General features: G+C 69.1%; 13 protein-coding genes. 9 read left to right on the top strand and 4 right to left on the bottom strand.

The features are described from left to right. The first annotated feature begins 33 nt into the window (after positions 1–33). Together rph and rdgB are read left to right on the top strand one after the other, a co-directional pair. Positions 34–792 carry a ribonuclease PH gene (gene rph, locus AC3IMC_RS05105; RefSeq protein ID WP_441863454.1) on the top strand — a complete coding sequence of 253 codons (759 nt, stop codon included), beginning with the start codon at positions 34–36 and terminating at the stop codon, positions 790–792. Further along, the gene (rdgB, locus tag AC3IMC_RS05110) at positions 789–1,436 is read left to right on the top strand and encodes an RdgB/HAM1 family non-canonical purine NTP pyrophosphatase (RefSeq protein WP_490917324.1); all 648 of its coding nucleotides are present in this window, start codon (positions 789–791) and stop codon (positions 1,434–1,436) included. The genes rph and rdgB overlap by 4 nt, the downstream gene beginning before the upstream one ends. A gap of 60 nt (positions 1,437–1,496) precedes the next feature. On the opposite strand, the gene AC3IMC_RS05115 is transcribed toward rdgB, so the two are convergent. Beyond that, entirely contained in the window at positions 1,497–2,291 is a 795-nt protein-coding gene (locus tag AC3IMC_RS05115) for a VTT domain-containing protein (protein ID WP_490917412.1), read from the bottom strand. A gap of 82 nt (positions 2,292–2,373) precedes the next feature. Between AC3IMC_RS05115 and AC3IMC_RS05120 the strand changes: the two genes are divergently transcribed. Both AC3IMC_RS05120 and AC3IMC_RS05125 read left to right on the top strand, forming a co-directional pair. Then, positions 2,374–3,417 (top strand): 3'-5' exonuclease, encoded by a 1,044-nt coding sequence (locus AC3IMC_RS05120; RefSeq protein ID WP_490917325.1) that lies wholly within the window; start codon positions 2,374–2,376, stop codon positions 3,415–3,417. 9 nt (positions 3,418–3,426) lie between these two features. Then, positions 3,427–3,906, top strand: coding sequence for a DUF4395 domain-containing protein (locus tag AC3IMC_RS05125; protein ID WP_490917326.1), 480 nt, complete (start codon positions 3,427–3,429; stop codon positions 3,904–3,906). Here the strand turns inward: AC3IMC_RS05125 and AC3IMC_RS05130 are convergent. Then, positions 3,887–4,900 carry an ADP-ribosylglycohydrolase family protein gene (locus AC3IMC_RS05130; RefSeq protein ID WP_490917327.1) on the bottom strand — a complete coding sequence of 338 codons (1,014 nt, stop codon included), beginning with the start codon at positions 4,898–4,900 and terminating at the stop codon, positions 3,887–3,889. The genes AC3IMC_RS05125 and AC3IMC_RS05130 overlap by 20 nt on opposite strands. Positions 4,901–5,073: 173 nt before the next feature. Between AC3IMC_RS05130 and AC3IMC_RS05135 the strand changes: the two genes are divergently transcribed. From AC3IMC_RS05135 to AC3IMC_RS05150, 4 genes are all read left to right on the top strand, one after another. Next, positions 5,074–6,018 carry an MIP/aquaporin family protein gene (locus tag AC3IMC_RS05135; protein WP_490917328.1) on the top strand — a complete coding sequence of 315 codons (945 nt, stop codon included), beginning with the start codon at positions 5,074–5,076 and terminating at the stop codon, positions 6,016–6,018. Positions 6,019–6,089: 71 nt separating this feature from the next. After that, complete coding sequence (locus tag AC3IMC_RS05140; protein ID WP_490917329.1) at positions 6,090–7,268, top strand: exonuclease SbcCD subunit D; 1,179 nt, start codon at positions 6,090–6,092, stop codon at positions 7,266–7,268. Then, positions 7,265–10,387 carry an AAA family ATPase gene (locus tag AC3IMC_RS05145; protein ID WP_490917330.1) on the top strand — a complete coding sequence of 1,041 codons (3,123 nt, stop codon included), beginning with the start codon at positions 7,265–7,267 and terminating at the stop codon, positions 10,385–10,387. Before AC3IMC_RS05140 ends, AC3IMC_RS05145 begins: the two co-directional genes overlap by 4 nt. 149 nt (positions 10,388–10,536) lie before the next feature. Beyond that, positions 10,537–11,835 carry an MFS transporter gene (locus tag AC3IMC_RS05150; RefSeq protein WP_490917331.1) on the top strand — a complete coding sequence of 433 codons (1,299 nt, stop codon included), beginning with the start codon at positions 10,537–10,539 and terminating at the stop codon, positions 11,833–11,835. A 49-nt stretch (positions 11,836–11,884) separates the two neighbouring features. Here AC3IMC_RS05150 and AC3IMC_RS05155 read toward each other — a convergent pair whose 3' ends face one another. Continuing rightward, complete coding sequence (locus AC3IMC_RS05155; RefSeq protein WP_490917332.1) at positions 11,885–12,625, bottom strand: IclR family transcriptional regulator; 741 nt, start codon at positions 12,623–12,625, stop codon at positions 11,885–11,887. A gap of 253 nt (positions 12,626–12,878) precedes the next feature. Here AC3IMC_RS05155 and AC3IMC_RS05160 point away from each other — a divergent pair, with 253 nt between their 5' ends. Then, complete coding sequence (locus tag AC3IMC_RS05160) at positions 12,879–14,213, top strand: MFS transporter (RefSeq protein ID WP_490917333.1); 1,335 nt, start codon at positions 12,879–12,881, stop codon at positions 14,211–14,213. A gap of 81 nt (positions 14,214–14,294) precedes the next feature. Here AC3IMC_RS05160 and AC3IMC_RS05165 read toward each other — a convergent pair whose 3' ends face one another. Beyond that, on the bottom strand, positions 14,295–14,942 hold the full coding sequence (locus AC3IMC_RS05165) for a phosphoribosyltransferase (RefSeq protein WP_490917334.1): 648 nt from the start codon (positions 14,940–14,942) through the stop codon (positions 14,295–14,297). Between the last annotated feature and the right edge of the window lie 29 nt (positions 14,943–14,971).

Genomic DNA, 14,971 nt, shown 5'->3' on the forward strand with positions numbered 1-14,971 from the left:
GCCCGCCCGGGCGGCACTCGATAAGCTAAAGGCATGACATCTGAAGCAACAGCAGTGCCCATCGTGCGCGCCGACGGCCGTGCCCCCGACCAGCTCCGGCCCATCAGCATCACCCGCGGATGGTCCAACCAGGCTGAGGGATCGGCGCTGATCGAATTCGGCAATACGCGGGTGCTGTGCACGGCTTCCCTGACCGCCGGAGTTCCGCGCTGGCTCAAGGGCGAAGGCCGCGGCTGGGTCACCGCCGAATATGCCATGCTGCCGCGCGCCACCAACACCCGCTCCGACCGGGAATCGGTCAAGGGCAAGATCGGCGGGCGCACCCATGAGATCTCGCGCCTGATCGGCCGGTCGCTGCGGTCCATCATCGACACCAAAGCCCTGGGCGAAAACACCATCGTGCTGGACTGCGATGTCCTGCAGGCCGATGGCGGCACGCGCACTGCGGCGATCACCGGTGCCTACGTGGCGCTGGCCGACGCCATCCGCTTCGCCCGGGACACCAAGCTGATCGCCAAGAACGCGCAGCCCCTCCTGGACACCATTGCCGCCGTTTCCGTGGGGATCATCGACGGCGTTCCCATGCTGGACCTGCCGTACGTCGAGGACGTGCGGGCCGAGACCGACATGAACGTTGTGGTCACCGGTTCGGGCAAATTCGTCGAAGTGCAGGGGACCGCCGAGGGAGCACCGTTCGACCGCGAGGAGCTGAACCAGTTGCTGGACCTGGCCCTGCTGGGCACCACGCAGCTCGCGGCCATCCAGCGCGAAACCTTGGCGGACACCCTGTGAGCGTCCCTGCTGCGCGGCTGGTGCTCGCCACCCACAACAAGGGCAAGCTGCGGGAACTGCGGGAACTGCTGCGCGGGCAGGTGCCCGGGCTCGACGTCGACACCCAGGTGGTGGACGCAGCCGCGGCGGGTGCGCCCGACGTCGCCGAAACCGGCGTCACCTTCGCCGAGAATTCGCTGCTGAAGGCACGTGCGGTGGCCGGCGCCACCGGCCTGGTGGCCATCGCCGACGACTCGGGCCTGGCGGTGGACGTCATGGGCGGCGCGCCCGGGATCTTCTCAGCGCGCTGGGCCGGGCGCCACGGGGACGACGCCGCCAACCTGGAGCTCCTGCTGAACCAGCTCTCCGACGTGCCGGACCAGCACCGCGGGGCAGCGTTCGTCTGCGCGGCGGCCCTGGCGGTGCCCGGCCCGGACGGAGGTCCGGGGCGCGAAGTGGTGGAGTACGGCCAGCTGGAAGGGTTCCTCCTGCGGGAGCCCCGGGGGGAAGGCGGCTTCGGCTACGACCCTGTGCTCCAGCCGGCCGGCGAGGACCGCAGCTGCGCGGAACTGTCCGCGGAGGAAAAGAACGCCATCAGCCACCGCGGGAAGGCCTTCCGTGCGTTGCTTCCGTCCATCGTGGCGGCGCTGCAGGCTGCGGAATAGACAAAAGGTGCGCGCCCCGTTCAGGGGGCGCGCACCCTTCGTGCTGTTAATGGGGAGCCGCTACTCCTGGCGGGTGCCGTGGATATTGCGCGGAGTCTTGCGCTCCTCCTCCGGCTCGTGCTCTTCGATGTACTCGTCCACGGCGTCGGTGCCGTAGGCGCTGGCCTGGCGCTTGGCGGAGAGCCCGCGCAGGACCTCGATGCCGATGGGGATCACCGAGACCAGCACGATGGCGATGAAGATGATGTCCAGGTTGTCGCGGACCCACGGGACCTTGTCTCCCAGCAGGTAGCCGAGCAGCGTGACGCCGCCGCCCCAGAGCACTGCCCCGATGACGTTGTACAGGAAGAACTTCTTCCTGCTCATCTGCGCGACGCCCACGATGACCGGAACGAAAGTGCGGATGATGGGCACGAAACGGGCCAGGATCAGGGCCTTGCCGCCATGCTTTTCGAAGAAGGCGTGGGCGTTTTCAACGTTTTCCCGCTTGAACAGCCTCGAGTTGGGCTTGTTAAAAATGGCCGGTCCGGCCTTGGAGCCGATCAGGTAGCCCGTCTGGTTGCCGATGATGGCCGAGACCACGATCAGCAGGGCCAGCAGCCACACGTTGAACTTGATGGTGTCCGTGGCCACCAGCAGGCCCGCGGTGAACAGCATGGAATCGCCCGGCAGGAAGAACCCAACCAACAAGCCGGTCTCCGCAAAAACGATCCCGCACACCAGCAGGACCACCCACGGTGCAAGGGCGGGATCGGCCAGGAACACCTGGGGGTTCAGCCAGTCGGGCAGGAAGGAGGCCAGCTGCGGCTGGACCGGTCCCGCACCGCCCAGCATGGACACAGCGAGGTCGTTCATCACAGGAAAGTTCACCCCTCAAGGGTACTTGACGGGCCTGTGCGTCCCGGGCCGGGCCGCTTCCGGCGGTAAGGTGGGGGCCGTGGGTTTGGACTTTACGGCGATTGACTTCGAAACAGCGAACGGCTTCCGGGGCTCCCCGTGTTCAGTGGGACTGACGAAGGTCAGGGGCGGGAAGATCGTGGCCGAAGCATCCTGGCTGATGCGTCCGCCGGCCAACTACGACCACTTCGACCACCACAACGTGCGCATCCACGGGATCACTCCTGCCGACGTGGCAGGGCAGCCCCGGTTCGGGGAGCTGTTCCCGGAGATTGGCGCCTTCATCGGCGATGACGTCCTGGCCGCCCACAACGCAGCGTTCGACCTCGGCGTGATCCGCTCCGCACTGGAAGTCTCCGGCATGCCCGGTCCGGCCTACGACTATGTCTGCACGGTCATGCTATCCCGGCGCTGCTACTCGCTCGTGTCCAACTCGCTGCCTTTCGCCGCCGAGGAAGCGGGGGTTCCGCTGGTCAACCACCACGACGCCGCTGAGGATGCACGGGCGTGCGCCGGAATTCTGATCGACATTGCCACCCGCAACGGCGCCAACAGCATCGCCGAACTTTACTTGTCGCTGGGCCTGGCCATGCCACGGCAGCATGCTTTCGATCCGGCCAGCGGTGAGCTCTCCAAGCCCAGCGTGGCCGCCATGTCCGGCGCTTCCGGCAACGGTGCGGCGCTGCTGCGCCGGTTCCAGTCCGGCTGGCCCGAGGAAGGCCTGAACCCGGACCCGGATCCCGATGCCGAGCCAGGCCACCCGCTCTACGGCCAGACCATCGTCTTCACCGGGCAATTGTCCATTGCCCGCCCGGAGGCGAAGCAGCGTTCGGCGCGCTGCGGCGCACGGACCGAAAGCCGCGTGACCGGCCGCACCACCGTCCTGGTGGTGGGCGACGGGTTCGTCGCCTCCGACCTGCGCTCTGGCCGCCTGACCGGAAAAGCGCGGCGCGTCCTGGAGCTCCATGAGCGGGGGCAGGCGATCGAGGTGCTGTCCGAGGGGGAGTTCCTGCAGATGGTCGGCGGACCGCATGATGGGTCATCCGGCGCAACAAATCTTTGCGTCCCGGCGGCCGCCTCCTAGCCTTGCCTCATGGGCACCCTGTTCGCTTTTCCCAATCCCGTCAACGAGTACGCAGCCCGCGTGACGGCCGGGCTTGTCGTGCTGCTGGCTGTCGTCACCGCCGCCACCGGTTCCCTCTGGGGACTGCTCGCCATCGCCGTCGGATTCTGGCTGCGCGTGCTGTTCGGCCCCCGGATCTCGCCCCTGGCGCTGCTGTCGGTGAAAGTCATCACACCGCGCCTGCGAAAGGTGAAGCTGGTGCCCGGGCCGCCCAAGCGCTTCGCCCAGGGGATCGGCGCCGCGGTCTCCACCGCCGCCCTGCTCCTTCTTGCCTCAGGTGCGGCCCCGGCAGCCTGGACGCTGCTGGGGATCCTGGCGGTCGCGGCCTCCCTGGAAGCGTTTGCCGGCTTCTGCCTCGGCTGCACCATCTTCGGGTTCCTGCAGCGCCGCGGCGTCATCCCGGAGGACATCTGCGAGGCGTGCAACAACATCAGCCTTCGCCGGTCGTAACCCCCACCAGCTGGTCGGCCATGCCGCGGACCACCTCGGCCCCCTCCAACACCTCCAGCCACTGGACCGGCAGGCAGTCCTCCCCGTAGCCGGCTCCCAGGATGCTGCCCGTCAGGGCGCCCGCCGTATCCCGCGCGCTGCCGTGGCTCACCGCCAGTGCCACAGCCTCGCTGAAGTGCTGTGACGGCAGGGCGGCGCCACCGCGCGGGGCGGTGGCCAGCGCGGAGTAAAGCGCGACGGCGAGGGCTTCTTCGGCTGCATCACCCCCGCCCAGCGCCTCGTCCAGCTCTCCGGGCACAGGGGCTGAGCCTGCGAGGCGAAGGGCAGCCTCCAGCCGCCGCGGCAGCTCCGGTGCCACGTCCGGGAGTCCGGCCGCATGCGCCGTGACGGCCTCAGCGGCCGCCCGCAATCCTTCGCCGGACACCAGGCGGTGGATCAGGAGGCTGAAGATTCCGGCACTCTGGCGTGCAGCGGGGTGCCCGTGCGTCAGTGCGGCGGCATCTGCGCTCAACTTGTAGACGGCGTCGGATGTAATGTGCGGCACCAGGCCGAACGGTGCCGAACGCATCACCGTTCCGCGGCCCCTCGATGAAGGATTGACGGGACGGGCCGCGGTGCCCATTTCACCGGTGGCGAGGCCGGAGATGCAGTCCTGCTCGGGATCCCGGCGCCGGCGCAGGACCTCGTTGCCGTCGATCCAACGGGGCTGGGGGACCGGCGCCGAAGGCCCCGCGTCCTCGCCCTGGGTGGCAAGCCAGCGCAGGTACGCCAGCCACAGGCACGCGTTGACGTCCGCGCCCACGCCCGCGTTGGCCCATTCCAGGGCCTCCACAAGCCCGTCCACGGTGTAGAGGGTCAGCTGGGTATCGTCGGAGAACAGGCCGCCCGGAAGCTCCACGGCATAGCCCGCCGCATCACCCAGCGCTCCGCCCAGAAGGCAGCCGTGGATGCGGGACTTCAGGGTGGGGACGGGGACGCGGTGATCGGTACTCATGCAGTAAATTTACCGTGGCGGCGGCACCTGCCCTTTGCGGCGGTGGTCCTTTGCGGCACTGGAACGGGCCCGCAATGTCCAGCAGCTGTCCAGCAAACGCACAGCCTGGGATGGAATACTGCTGGGGCTGCCCGGCGCAGCCCCGAAGCCCACCCCCCAACTGAAGGTTCCACATGAGCACCCTTGTTCCCGGCCGTGACACCCAGCAGCCAGCCGCCCCGGCTGCCGCGCAGCCCGCGCTGCTGCACCGGCTGTCGGCCGAGGCCTTCGGCAGCCTCTTCCTGGCCGTGGCCGGACTGGGCGTGCCGCTGTTCAGCATCCCGCAGTCCAGCCCTGTCCCGGCCGCCCTGGCCGCCGGTCTTGCAGTGACGGCCGCGATGCTGGCGTTCGGCCACGTCTCCGGCGGCCACTTCAACCCCGCCATCACCCTCGGACACCTCCTGGCGGGCAGGATCCGCCCCGGCACGGCAGCAGCCTACGTCCTTGCCCAGGCGGTGGGCGCGCTGCTCGGCGCCCTGGCCCTGTTCGGGATCCTCAGCACGCTGCCCGGCATCCAGGACAGCAGGACCGCCTTCGATACAGTCGCCGCGGGATTCGGCGAACACTCCATCATCCAGGCTCCGATGGCCGCAGTGCTGCTCCTGGAGGTCCTGGGGGCGGCGATCGTCGTGGCCGTCTTCCTCGGCGCGGCCGGACGTGACGGCGGTCTGCGCACCGTGGCACCGGTCGCCGTCGGCCTCTCTTTCGCGGCGCTCCTGCAGCTGGGCCAGTCGGTGGGCAACCTGCCGTTCAACCCCGCCCGCGCCCTGGCTTCGGCAGTGTTCAGCTCCGGCTGGGCAATGGAGCAGTTGTGGGTGTTCCTGGCGGCACCCCTGCTGGGGGCAGCCCTCGCGGGGCTCGTATTCCGCGGTGCTGCAACAGCCACTGTGGCAGGTCACCGGGAGGCTGCGGGGGTGGAAGCCGCCGAGAACGCTGCGGGCGGTGACCATGCAGGCAGCATTGACGACGACGGCCTGGTAGCGGACCCGGAAGAGCCGGCCGATGACGCGCGCACCGATGGGGAGAAGGCGGCAGGCGTGAGTGAGGCACAGGAGTTTTTCGAGGGCAAGCGGCGATGACCGCTGCGTCGCCGGCATGACGCCGGTGAGCCGGTATCAGTACTGTCAGTGGCTGCCGATAGCTTAGGAACATGCGGTTACTTCACACTTCGGACTGGCACCTGGGCCGTTCCTTCCACGGCGTCGGCATGCTGGAAGCCCAACGCGGCTTCGTTGACCAGCTGGTGGCGGCTGTTGTCCGGCATCACGTGGACGTCGTCCTCATCGCGGGAGACGTCTACGACCGCGCGCTGCCGGGGGTGGACGTGGTCCACCTGCTCGACGACGCCCTGGTCCGCCTGACGTCCGCCGGCGCGCAGGTGGTCCTTACCAGCGGCAACCATGATTCCGCCATCCGCCTGGGTTTCGCCTCCCGGCTGCTCGAACGCGGGGGAGTGCACCTGCGCACCCGGGTGGAGGACCTGGACAAACCGCTGCTGCTGCCCCTGGGGACGGACGCCGCGGGCCAGGAAGCCGTCGTTGCCGTCTATGGCATTCCGTGGCTTGAGCCCCGGCTCACTGCGGAGCAGCTGGGCGTGGAGACGGCAAGCCACTTCGAGGTCACCCGGGCGGCAACAGCACGTATCCGGGAGGACGTCGGGCGACGCTCCGATGCCGCGGCCGTACACCCGGTGGTCCTGGCCCACACCTTCGCCAGCGGGGGAATCAGCTCGGACAGCGAACGGGACCTCAGCATTGGCGGCGTCGGCGCCGTGCCGCTGGATCTCTTCGACGGGTTCAGCTACACCGCGCTGGGCCACCTGCACGGCCGGCAAACCTTATCGGACCGGGTCAGGTATTCGGGGTCGCCCCTGGCCTACTCGTTCTCCGAAGCGGGGCACCAGAAAGGCGCCTGGCTCGTGGACATCGGTGCCGAGGGAGTGACCGCCGTGGAGGAGGTCCGCTGGGAAGCGCCGCGCACCCTGGCGGTGCTGCGCGGACAACTGTCCAGCCTCCTGGAATCGCCGGACCACGCCTGGGCGGAGACCGCGTACTGCCAGGTCACGCTGACCGATGCCCAGAGGCCCGCGCGGGCCATGGAGCGGTTGCGCTCCCGGTTCCCGGACACCCTCGTCCTTTCCTTTGACCCGCAGGGGGCCGGGGCCACCAGCCAGGCGTCCTACAGCAGCAGGCTCGCTGAGGCGCCGGACGACCTCTCCGTTTGCTGCGGGTTCCTGGAGCACGTGCGGGGACGGGTTCCCGATGACGCCGAAAAGGCCGCGCTCGCCGCGGCGCTGGAAAACGTCCGGCTCCTGGAGGTCTCCCGGTGAGGATCCACCACCTGAAGATTGCCGGGTTCGGCCCCTTCGCGGGAACGGAGGACATCGACTTCGACCGGCTCAGCGCCCATGGCCTGTTCCTCCTGAACGGTCCAACCGGTGCCGGCAAGACAAGCGTGCTGGACGCCATCTGCTTTGCCCTGTACGGATCTGTTCCCGGAGCGCGGCAGGACGGCAAGCGGCTGCGCAGCGACCACGCGGAGCCTTCGCAGGAACCCGCGGTGACCTGCGAGTTTTCCGCCCAGGGGCGCCGTTTCGAAGTGACGCGCTCACCGGCCTGGGAAAAGCCAAGCGCCCGGGGCAAAAACGGCTTCACCGTGCAGCAGGCCAAGACTCTCCTGCGGGAGCGGGTGGGCGGGGCCTGGGTGGAGAAGTCTGCCCGCAATGACGAAGCGGGGGCTGAGATCATGGCCCTGCTGGGCATGGACCGCGACCAGTTCACCCGGGTTGTCATGCTGCCGCAGGGTGACTTCGCTGCCTTCCTGCGATCCAAGGCCACTGACCGGCTGGACCTGCTGCAGAAGCTTTTCGGCACCCAGCGCTTTGAAGCCCTGGAGCAGGAGTTGTCCCGGCAGTCCGCCGCCGCACGGGAGGACGTCGCCGCCCTCACTGCGCAACTGGCACTCCTTGCCTCGCGCGCCGAGGCAGAAGCCGCCCAGCTGCAGCTCGACGACGCCGCTGCGCCCCCCGCAGAGGACATTCCCGGCAGGCTCGCGTGGCTGCAACGCGCCGTTGACCTGCGCCTGCAGGAACTCAGCGGGCTGGCCGAGACGGCGGAAACCGTGAGCCGGGAACGACGGGATGCCGCTGACGCCGAGGCCGCCCGGCATGAACGCCACCGCAAGCTCGAAGCAGCGGTGGCGCGGCAAACGGCAGTGGCGGACGCCGCGCCGCACCTGGAGGACCTCTCCGCCCGGCTGGCCCGGCACCGCCAGGCCGAGGTCCTCGCGGGCCAGTTGCAGACCGTGGATGCCGCCGCGGCAAAGGTGCGCGGCTCCGAGCGCGCAGCCGAGTCCGCCATGACCCTGCTCCGGCTCGCCGCGGCCGAGGACGGCGAACTGGCCCAGTTGGAGCTGTCGCCTGCAGATGACGATGCCGGCGACGATCCTGCAGTGGATCTTCACGGCGCCGGTGCCGCAGGCGGGGGAACCGCCGGCGCGCGGCCGGCCGCGACGAATGCCGCGGAAGAACTGGGCCGCCTCCGTTCGCTGCTGGCAGTTGTCGAGGCCCGGCTGCCGGATGAGGAACGGCTTCAGTCCCTGCGCAAACGGCACCGCAGCCTGCTGGACCGGCAGGCGGAACTCCAAGCCGCAGCCGGAAGGTTGGAGGCCCGCGCGGGGCAACTCCTGGCGGAACGGGAACGCCTTGCAGCGGGAATGCAGCACCTGGAACTGCGTGCCAGCGACGCGGCGCTGCGGCGCAAGGAGGCCGGGGCTGCCGAGGAGTTGCTGGACGTGGTCCGCCGGTACGGCACTGCGTGCCAGGCCAGGCACCGGATCAAGCTGCGCCACGACGATTCCCGGGAAAACCTGCTGGAGGCCAAGCGCCGCTGGCTGGACCTCCGGGAAGAGCGGCTCGCCAATGCGGCATCCGAGTTGGCCGCGCAACTGGCCCCCGGCAGCCAATGCCCCGTATGTGGCAGCGAAGAACACCCCGATCCTGCGGCTGCGGGCAGTGAAGGTCCCGGCCTGGCCCAGGACGAGGAAGCCGCCCACGCCGCGTATGAGCACGCGGAGGCGGCCCATGCTGCCGTAGCCGCAGAACTGGCCGAAGCCGGGCAACTGGTTGCCGTCCTCTCCGGACAGGGCGGGAACACCCCCGTAGAGGAGGCGCGTGCCGGCGCCGAGCGGGCGCTCGCAGCGGCGGCTGATGCCGAGGAAGCCGCCGAGGAACTCCTGGGGACCCGGAGGCGGCTGGAAACACTCGACGCCGACATCGCCGGAAACCAGGCAAAGGTTGCCGACGCAGAGGCGGGGCTTTCCCAGGCTTCGGGAACCCTCGCCGACCTGGCGGAACAGGAGGAATCGCTGGACCAGGCGCTGGCGGCGCTGCGGGGGGAGCACCCCAGCCTGTCCCGGCGGCTGCGGGCCCTTGAAGGCGCCGTTGCGGCACTGGACCAGGCCGTTGAGGCGCAGGCACGTCTCGCAGCAGCCCGGAGCCAGGCGGCAGACGCGCAGGAACAGCTCGAGCTGGCACTCCCCGGAGCAGGCTTCGCCACGGCCGGGGAAGTCCGCAGCCAGCTCCTGGCCGCACCCGAGGTGGCTTCGCTGGAGGCCGGAATCCGGGCGGCGCAGGATGAAGCCGCCCGGGTTGCCGAGTTGTTCGCGTCCGAGGACATTCTGCTGGCACATGAGGAAGCGGCAGGCGGCTTCGCGGTGGACGGGGAACGGCTGGCGGCACTGCGCCGCGAAGCGGACGCCGCCCAGCAGGATGCCCGCGCCGCCGACCTGGCCGCCGGCCTTGCCCGCCGCTGCCTGACGTCCTTGGCATCCGTCGCGGCAGAGTACGACGTGCTTGCGGGTTCAGCCCGGGAACCGGCCGAGCGGGCGCGGATGCTGGCGTCGCTGGCCGATACTGCGGCAGGCAGGGGTGAGAACACCTACCGGATGAGTCTCAACAGCTACGTCCTGGCAGCCCGGCTGGAGCAGGTGGCCCTCGCAGCTTCCGAACGCCTGGTGGCCATGAGCGACGGCCGGTACCTCCTGCAGCACACCGACGCCAAGGCCGCCCGGGGAGCGAAATCCGGACTCGGCCTGGAAGTGGTGGACCAGTGGACGGGTTACCGCCGGGACACTTCCACCCTCTCCGGCGGGGAATCCTTCATGGCGTCGCTGTCGCTGGCGCTGGGGCTCGCGGACGTGGTGCAGCAGGAGTCCGGGGGCGTGGAGATCGAGACCCTGTTCGTGGACGAAGGGTTCGGCAGCCTGGACGAGCAATCCCTCGAGCAGGTCATGGACGCCCTTGAAGGGCTCCGGGACGGCGGCAGGGTTGTGGGCCTGGTCAGCCACGTTGCCGAGATGAAGCAGCGGATCGGCACGCAGCTCCAGGTCCTCAAAGGCCGCAACGGCTCAACGCTCCGGATCTCGGAAAGCCTGGACGCCGTCGTCTGACGGAGCGGTGGCGGTACGCAGCGTGTTGCCGGCAGGCGGGCCGGCGGCAGTACCAGCAGCCCGCCCCGGCGGCCGATATACTTGGACGCGTTACCGGGTTGGGCGCATCGGGAGGAGGGACGATGCGCGCTGACTGAACGAGCCCGGAATTGACTTCTCAAACATCACCTTCAGCCACCCCGGAAGCTGCCACCCAGGGCCCGGAGAGAGCTGCGCGCGAAGGACGCTTCGCCCGGCTTCCCCTGCTGGCCGGGAAGAGCTTCCTGCCATTGGGACTCTTCGCACGGCTGCCCCTGGCCATGCTGACCATGGGCACACTGACGCTGGTCACCTCCACCAGCAGCTCCTTTGCCACCGGGGGCGCTGCGGCAGGGGCCGTAGGCATCGGATCGGCCCTGGGTGCCCCGATCCTGGGATCCCTGGCGGACCGGCGGGGCCAGCGCCCGGTGCTGCTGCTGTCCGCGGTCCTGAACACGGCGGCTGTGGCGCTCCTGATCCTCACTGCCTGCGCCCTGGAACAGGACGAAAACTTCCCGCTGGCCCTGCTGGCCGCAGCCTTCGCCGCCGGGGCCAGCAGCCCGCAGGTGGGACCCCTGGCCCGGGTCCGCTGGATGGCGCTGACGTCCCCTGCCCCGGGCGGGTCTGACGGCCCGGACCGAGACCTGGATACCGCACTGTCCTACGAAAGCACCGCCGACGAGGTGACCTTCGTCCTGGGCCCCGCACTGGTGGGCGTCCTCGCCAGTGCGGTCGCTCCGTGGCTGCCCCTGGCTTTGGCGGCAGCGATCACCATCACGCTGGTTCCCGCTTTTGCCGCGCATCCCACGCACCGCGCGGTGCCGGTTGCGCGGCGCGCCGCCGGGCGGGACCGCGGCCCAGCCATCGGTAAAAGGATGCCCTGGGCTGTTGCCTTGCCCGTTGCCGCGATGGTTTGCATGGGAACGTTCTTTGGTTCCACCCAGGCTGCCCTGAGCGCCTTCTCGGCCGGGCTCGCCGGTGCCGAGATCGCAGGGCTGCTGTACGCGGTGATGGGCCTGAGTTCCGCGGTGGCAGCGCTGTCGGTGGCCTACTGGCCCCGGCGCGCCAGCCTTGACCTGCGGTGGATGCTGTGCGCGGGGCTGATGGCGGCGCTGGCCGTCCTCTTGCTGCTGCCCGCTTCCCTGGGCGGCATGGCTGTGGTGCTGCTGGTCCTGGGCCTGCCGGTGGGACCGGTCATGGTCACCGTGTTCGCCGTGGGCGGCGCCCTCGCCCCTGCGCGGCGTCTCGGCACGGTCATGACCGGGCTGGCCAGCGGCATTGTCGCCGGGACGGCGCTCGGGTCCTTCATTGGCGGCCAGTTGGCACAGGTCCACGGCTACGGTAGCGCGTTCCTTGTTCCGCTCTGCGCCGCGGGAGCGTTGGCGCTGCTGGGTGCGGCAGCCGCCGTCGTCCTTCGCCGCCGCCACTGACGGCCGCAACCGGCATCTCCCGGGCAGCCCGGCGCGGCGCGGGCGGGAGCTATGCCAATTGGCTTTCGATCCGCGCCGCACTTTCTGCCAGGGCGGTGCCCACGGCCGCAGGATCATGGGCGGAACGGATGTACACGACGGCAAGGGCCGCCGGCCGGCCGCCCGGCACACGGACCGGCGCCGCAAGCGAGGAAACACCGGCAATCACTTCATCGTGGCTGGCGGAATACCCCGTCCTGCGCGCCTCGGCTGCCTCCGGGCGGTAGGCGATGCCCGTGTCCAGCCGGTCCCACTCGGCCTCGGACATGGCGGACTGGATGGCAATCCCCGGCGCGCCGGCGTTGATTGGGTGCCTGGTTCCAGGGTGCTGGGCCACGGTGGCCCCGGAGTGCCTGGGCTCCACGGTGACCAGGGTGATGCAGTCGTGATGGTCCCAGACAGCCACGAACGCGGTCATGTCCAGCAGGTTGGCGAGATGCGTGAGCTCGGGCAGAGCAGCACTTTGCAGGTTCCGGGATACGCCCCGCGCCAGGACCGCCAGCCCGGGTCCCGGCTGGACCTTGCCTGCATCGTCCCGCACCAGGAGCGAATGGTCCTCCAGGGTGCGCAGGATGCGGTAGGCCACCGAGCGGTGGACACCCATGGCGTCGGCAAGCTCGGCAATGGTGAGCGGCCCCGGGGCCGCTGCAAGGATTTCGAGGGCACGGATACCGCGCGAGAGCGTCTGGGACGGCGGCGCGGAAGCCTGCTGCGGCGCGGCTCCCGCCCGGGCTGCGGCTGGAGGAGTCATGGACTCCATCCTAGGCGGCTCGGGCCGGGGCCCTGGAACTCTTGTTTTGGGAAGGCCATGGCGGTAGTGTCCTCATTGCGAACTTGCTATTCAAATATAGAACTAATTCCTTCCCGGGTCCATCGGTGGGCGAATTTCCAAACCGCGTGTTCAGCATCACATTTTCGTAGTACCCTACTAACTAACTGACCGTTCTGTCGGTAATCCTGAAGGCGACCGGGCGCACTGCCGCCCAATAAACAATGGAGTTTCAATGACCACACCCTCCAAGGTGGATACGCTCGCCGGCCCCAGCAGCCGGCGCGAGGAGCGCAAGGTCCTCGCCGGTACCCTGGTCGGCACCACCATCGAGTGGTACGACTTCTTCATCTTTGCCCAGCTGACCGCAACGCTGCTGTCGCCGCTGTTCCTGGCACCGCTGAACGAGTCCAACCCGGGGCTGGCGCAGATCCTGTCCTTCGCCCTCATCGGCATCAGCTTCCTTTTCCGCCCCCTCGGAGCCGTGATCGCCGGCCACCTGGGGGACCGGCTGGGGCGCAAGGCGATGCTGGTTTTCACCCTCGTGATGATGGGGGCCGCCACCGCCCTGATCGGCATGCTTCCCACCTATGCGCAGATCGGGGCCTGGGCTCCGGTGCTGCTGATCCTGCTGCGCATTATCCAGGGCTTCTCAGCTGGCGGTGAATGGGGCGGTGCTGCCCTCATGGCCGTGGAGCACGCGCCGATCAACCGCCGCGGCCTGTTTGGCGCCTACCCGCAGATCGGTGTGCCCGTGGGGATGATCCTGGCCACCGGGCTGCTGTTCTTCCTCAACACCAGCATGTCCAAGGAAGACTTTGCGGCCTGGGGCTGGCGCGTGCCGTTCCTGCTCTCCATCGTCCTGATCGTGGTCGGGTACATGATCCGCCGCGCCGTGGCCGAGAGCCCGGTCTTCCAGGAGATGGCCCTGCGGAAAAAGGAGAGCAAGGCGCCCCTGGGCGAGCTGATCCGGAACCACAAGCTGCCGGTCCTGTACTCCACCCTGATCTTCATCGGCAACAACGCAGCCGGCTACCTGCTGATCGCGTTCTTCATCTCATACGCCACGAAGACCTTGAAGATGCCCACGCCGCAGATCCTGCTGGCCACCACGCTGGCGTCCTTCGGCTGGCTGATCTTCACCCTGGTGGGCGGCTGGCTGTCCGACCGCATCGGCCGGGTCAAGACCTTCCTGCTGGGCTACGCCATCGTCTTCGCCTGGATGATCCCGATGTTCGCCCTGATCGATACCAAGGACATCATGCTGTACGGCATCGCGCTGTTCGTCCTGACGATCGGCCTGGGCCTGTCCTACGGCCCCATGTCCGCCATGTATGCCGAGATGTTCCCGGCCAACGTCAGGTACTCCGGCATCTCCATCGGCTACGCGTTCGGAGCCATCCTGGGCGGCGCCTTCGCCGCAACCATCGCGGAGTCGCTGCTGCAGTCCACCAGGTGGACCGGTTCGATCGGTATCTACATCATGGTGCTGTGCGTCATTTCCGCCGTTGGAGTGGTGCTCGCCAAGGAAACCAAGGGCCGCCCGCTCGGCGTCAGCGCCCACCACTAACGGCTGGACTCAACGCTGCAGGCCCGGACCGATGTCCGGGCCTGCAGCGTTGTCAGCGCCGGTTGGGGTGTGCCGATGGCGTCATCGGGTGAGGAATCCGGCGGCGTCGTCGTCCGTCAGCTGCCCAAAGTGCCGGTAGAAGCTGCCCACCGCCCGGAACTTGCCCGGCAGGTAGAGGACGAACACGGCATCGCAGACGCGTTCAAGCGAGGCTTCGGCGTCAACGGACGCCACAGGAGCGGCGGCGACGACGGCGGCCGCACCACCCGCGCGGGCTGCTTCGACGGCGGCCCGCATCGTGGCGCCGGTGGCCAGGCCGTCATCCACCAGCAGGACGGTCCGGCCGGCAACGTCGTAAGCGGCGTCCGGGAATAGTCCTGCCCTGCGCAGCAATTCGGCGCGCTCGCGGGTTTCCACCTCATCAAGCCACTCGCGCCGCACGCCATGTTCGAGGACACGGTCCAGGAGGGGTTTGTTAACCACTTTGACGGTGCGGCCCTGTGTCCAGGCAAGGGCGCCGTAGGCGGTTTCCTCGTGCCCGGGGATTCCCAGTTTCCGGACCAGCATGGCGCCAAGGGGCAGCTTGAGCGCACTGGCGACGGCGGCGGCCACCGGGATCCCGCCCCGGGCCAGGCCCAGCACCAAGGCATCCGGCTGTTCCCGGAACTGGGCCAGGACCGTCGCCAGGCGCTCCCCGGCCTCGGTGCGGTCTTCAAATCGCATGCCCATATGTTCCCTGCCCTCCCTTCGCGTCGGCA

Source organism: Arthrobacter sp. E70 (assembly GCF_058266945.1).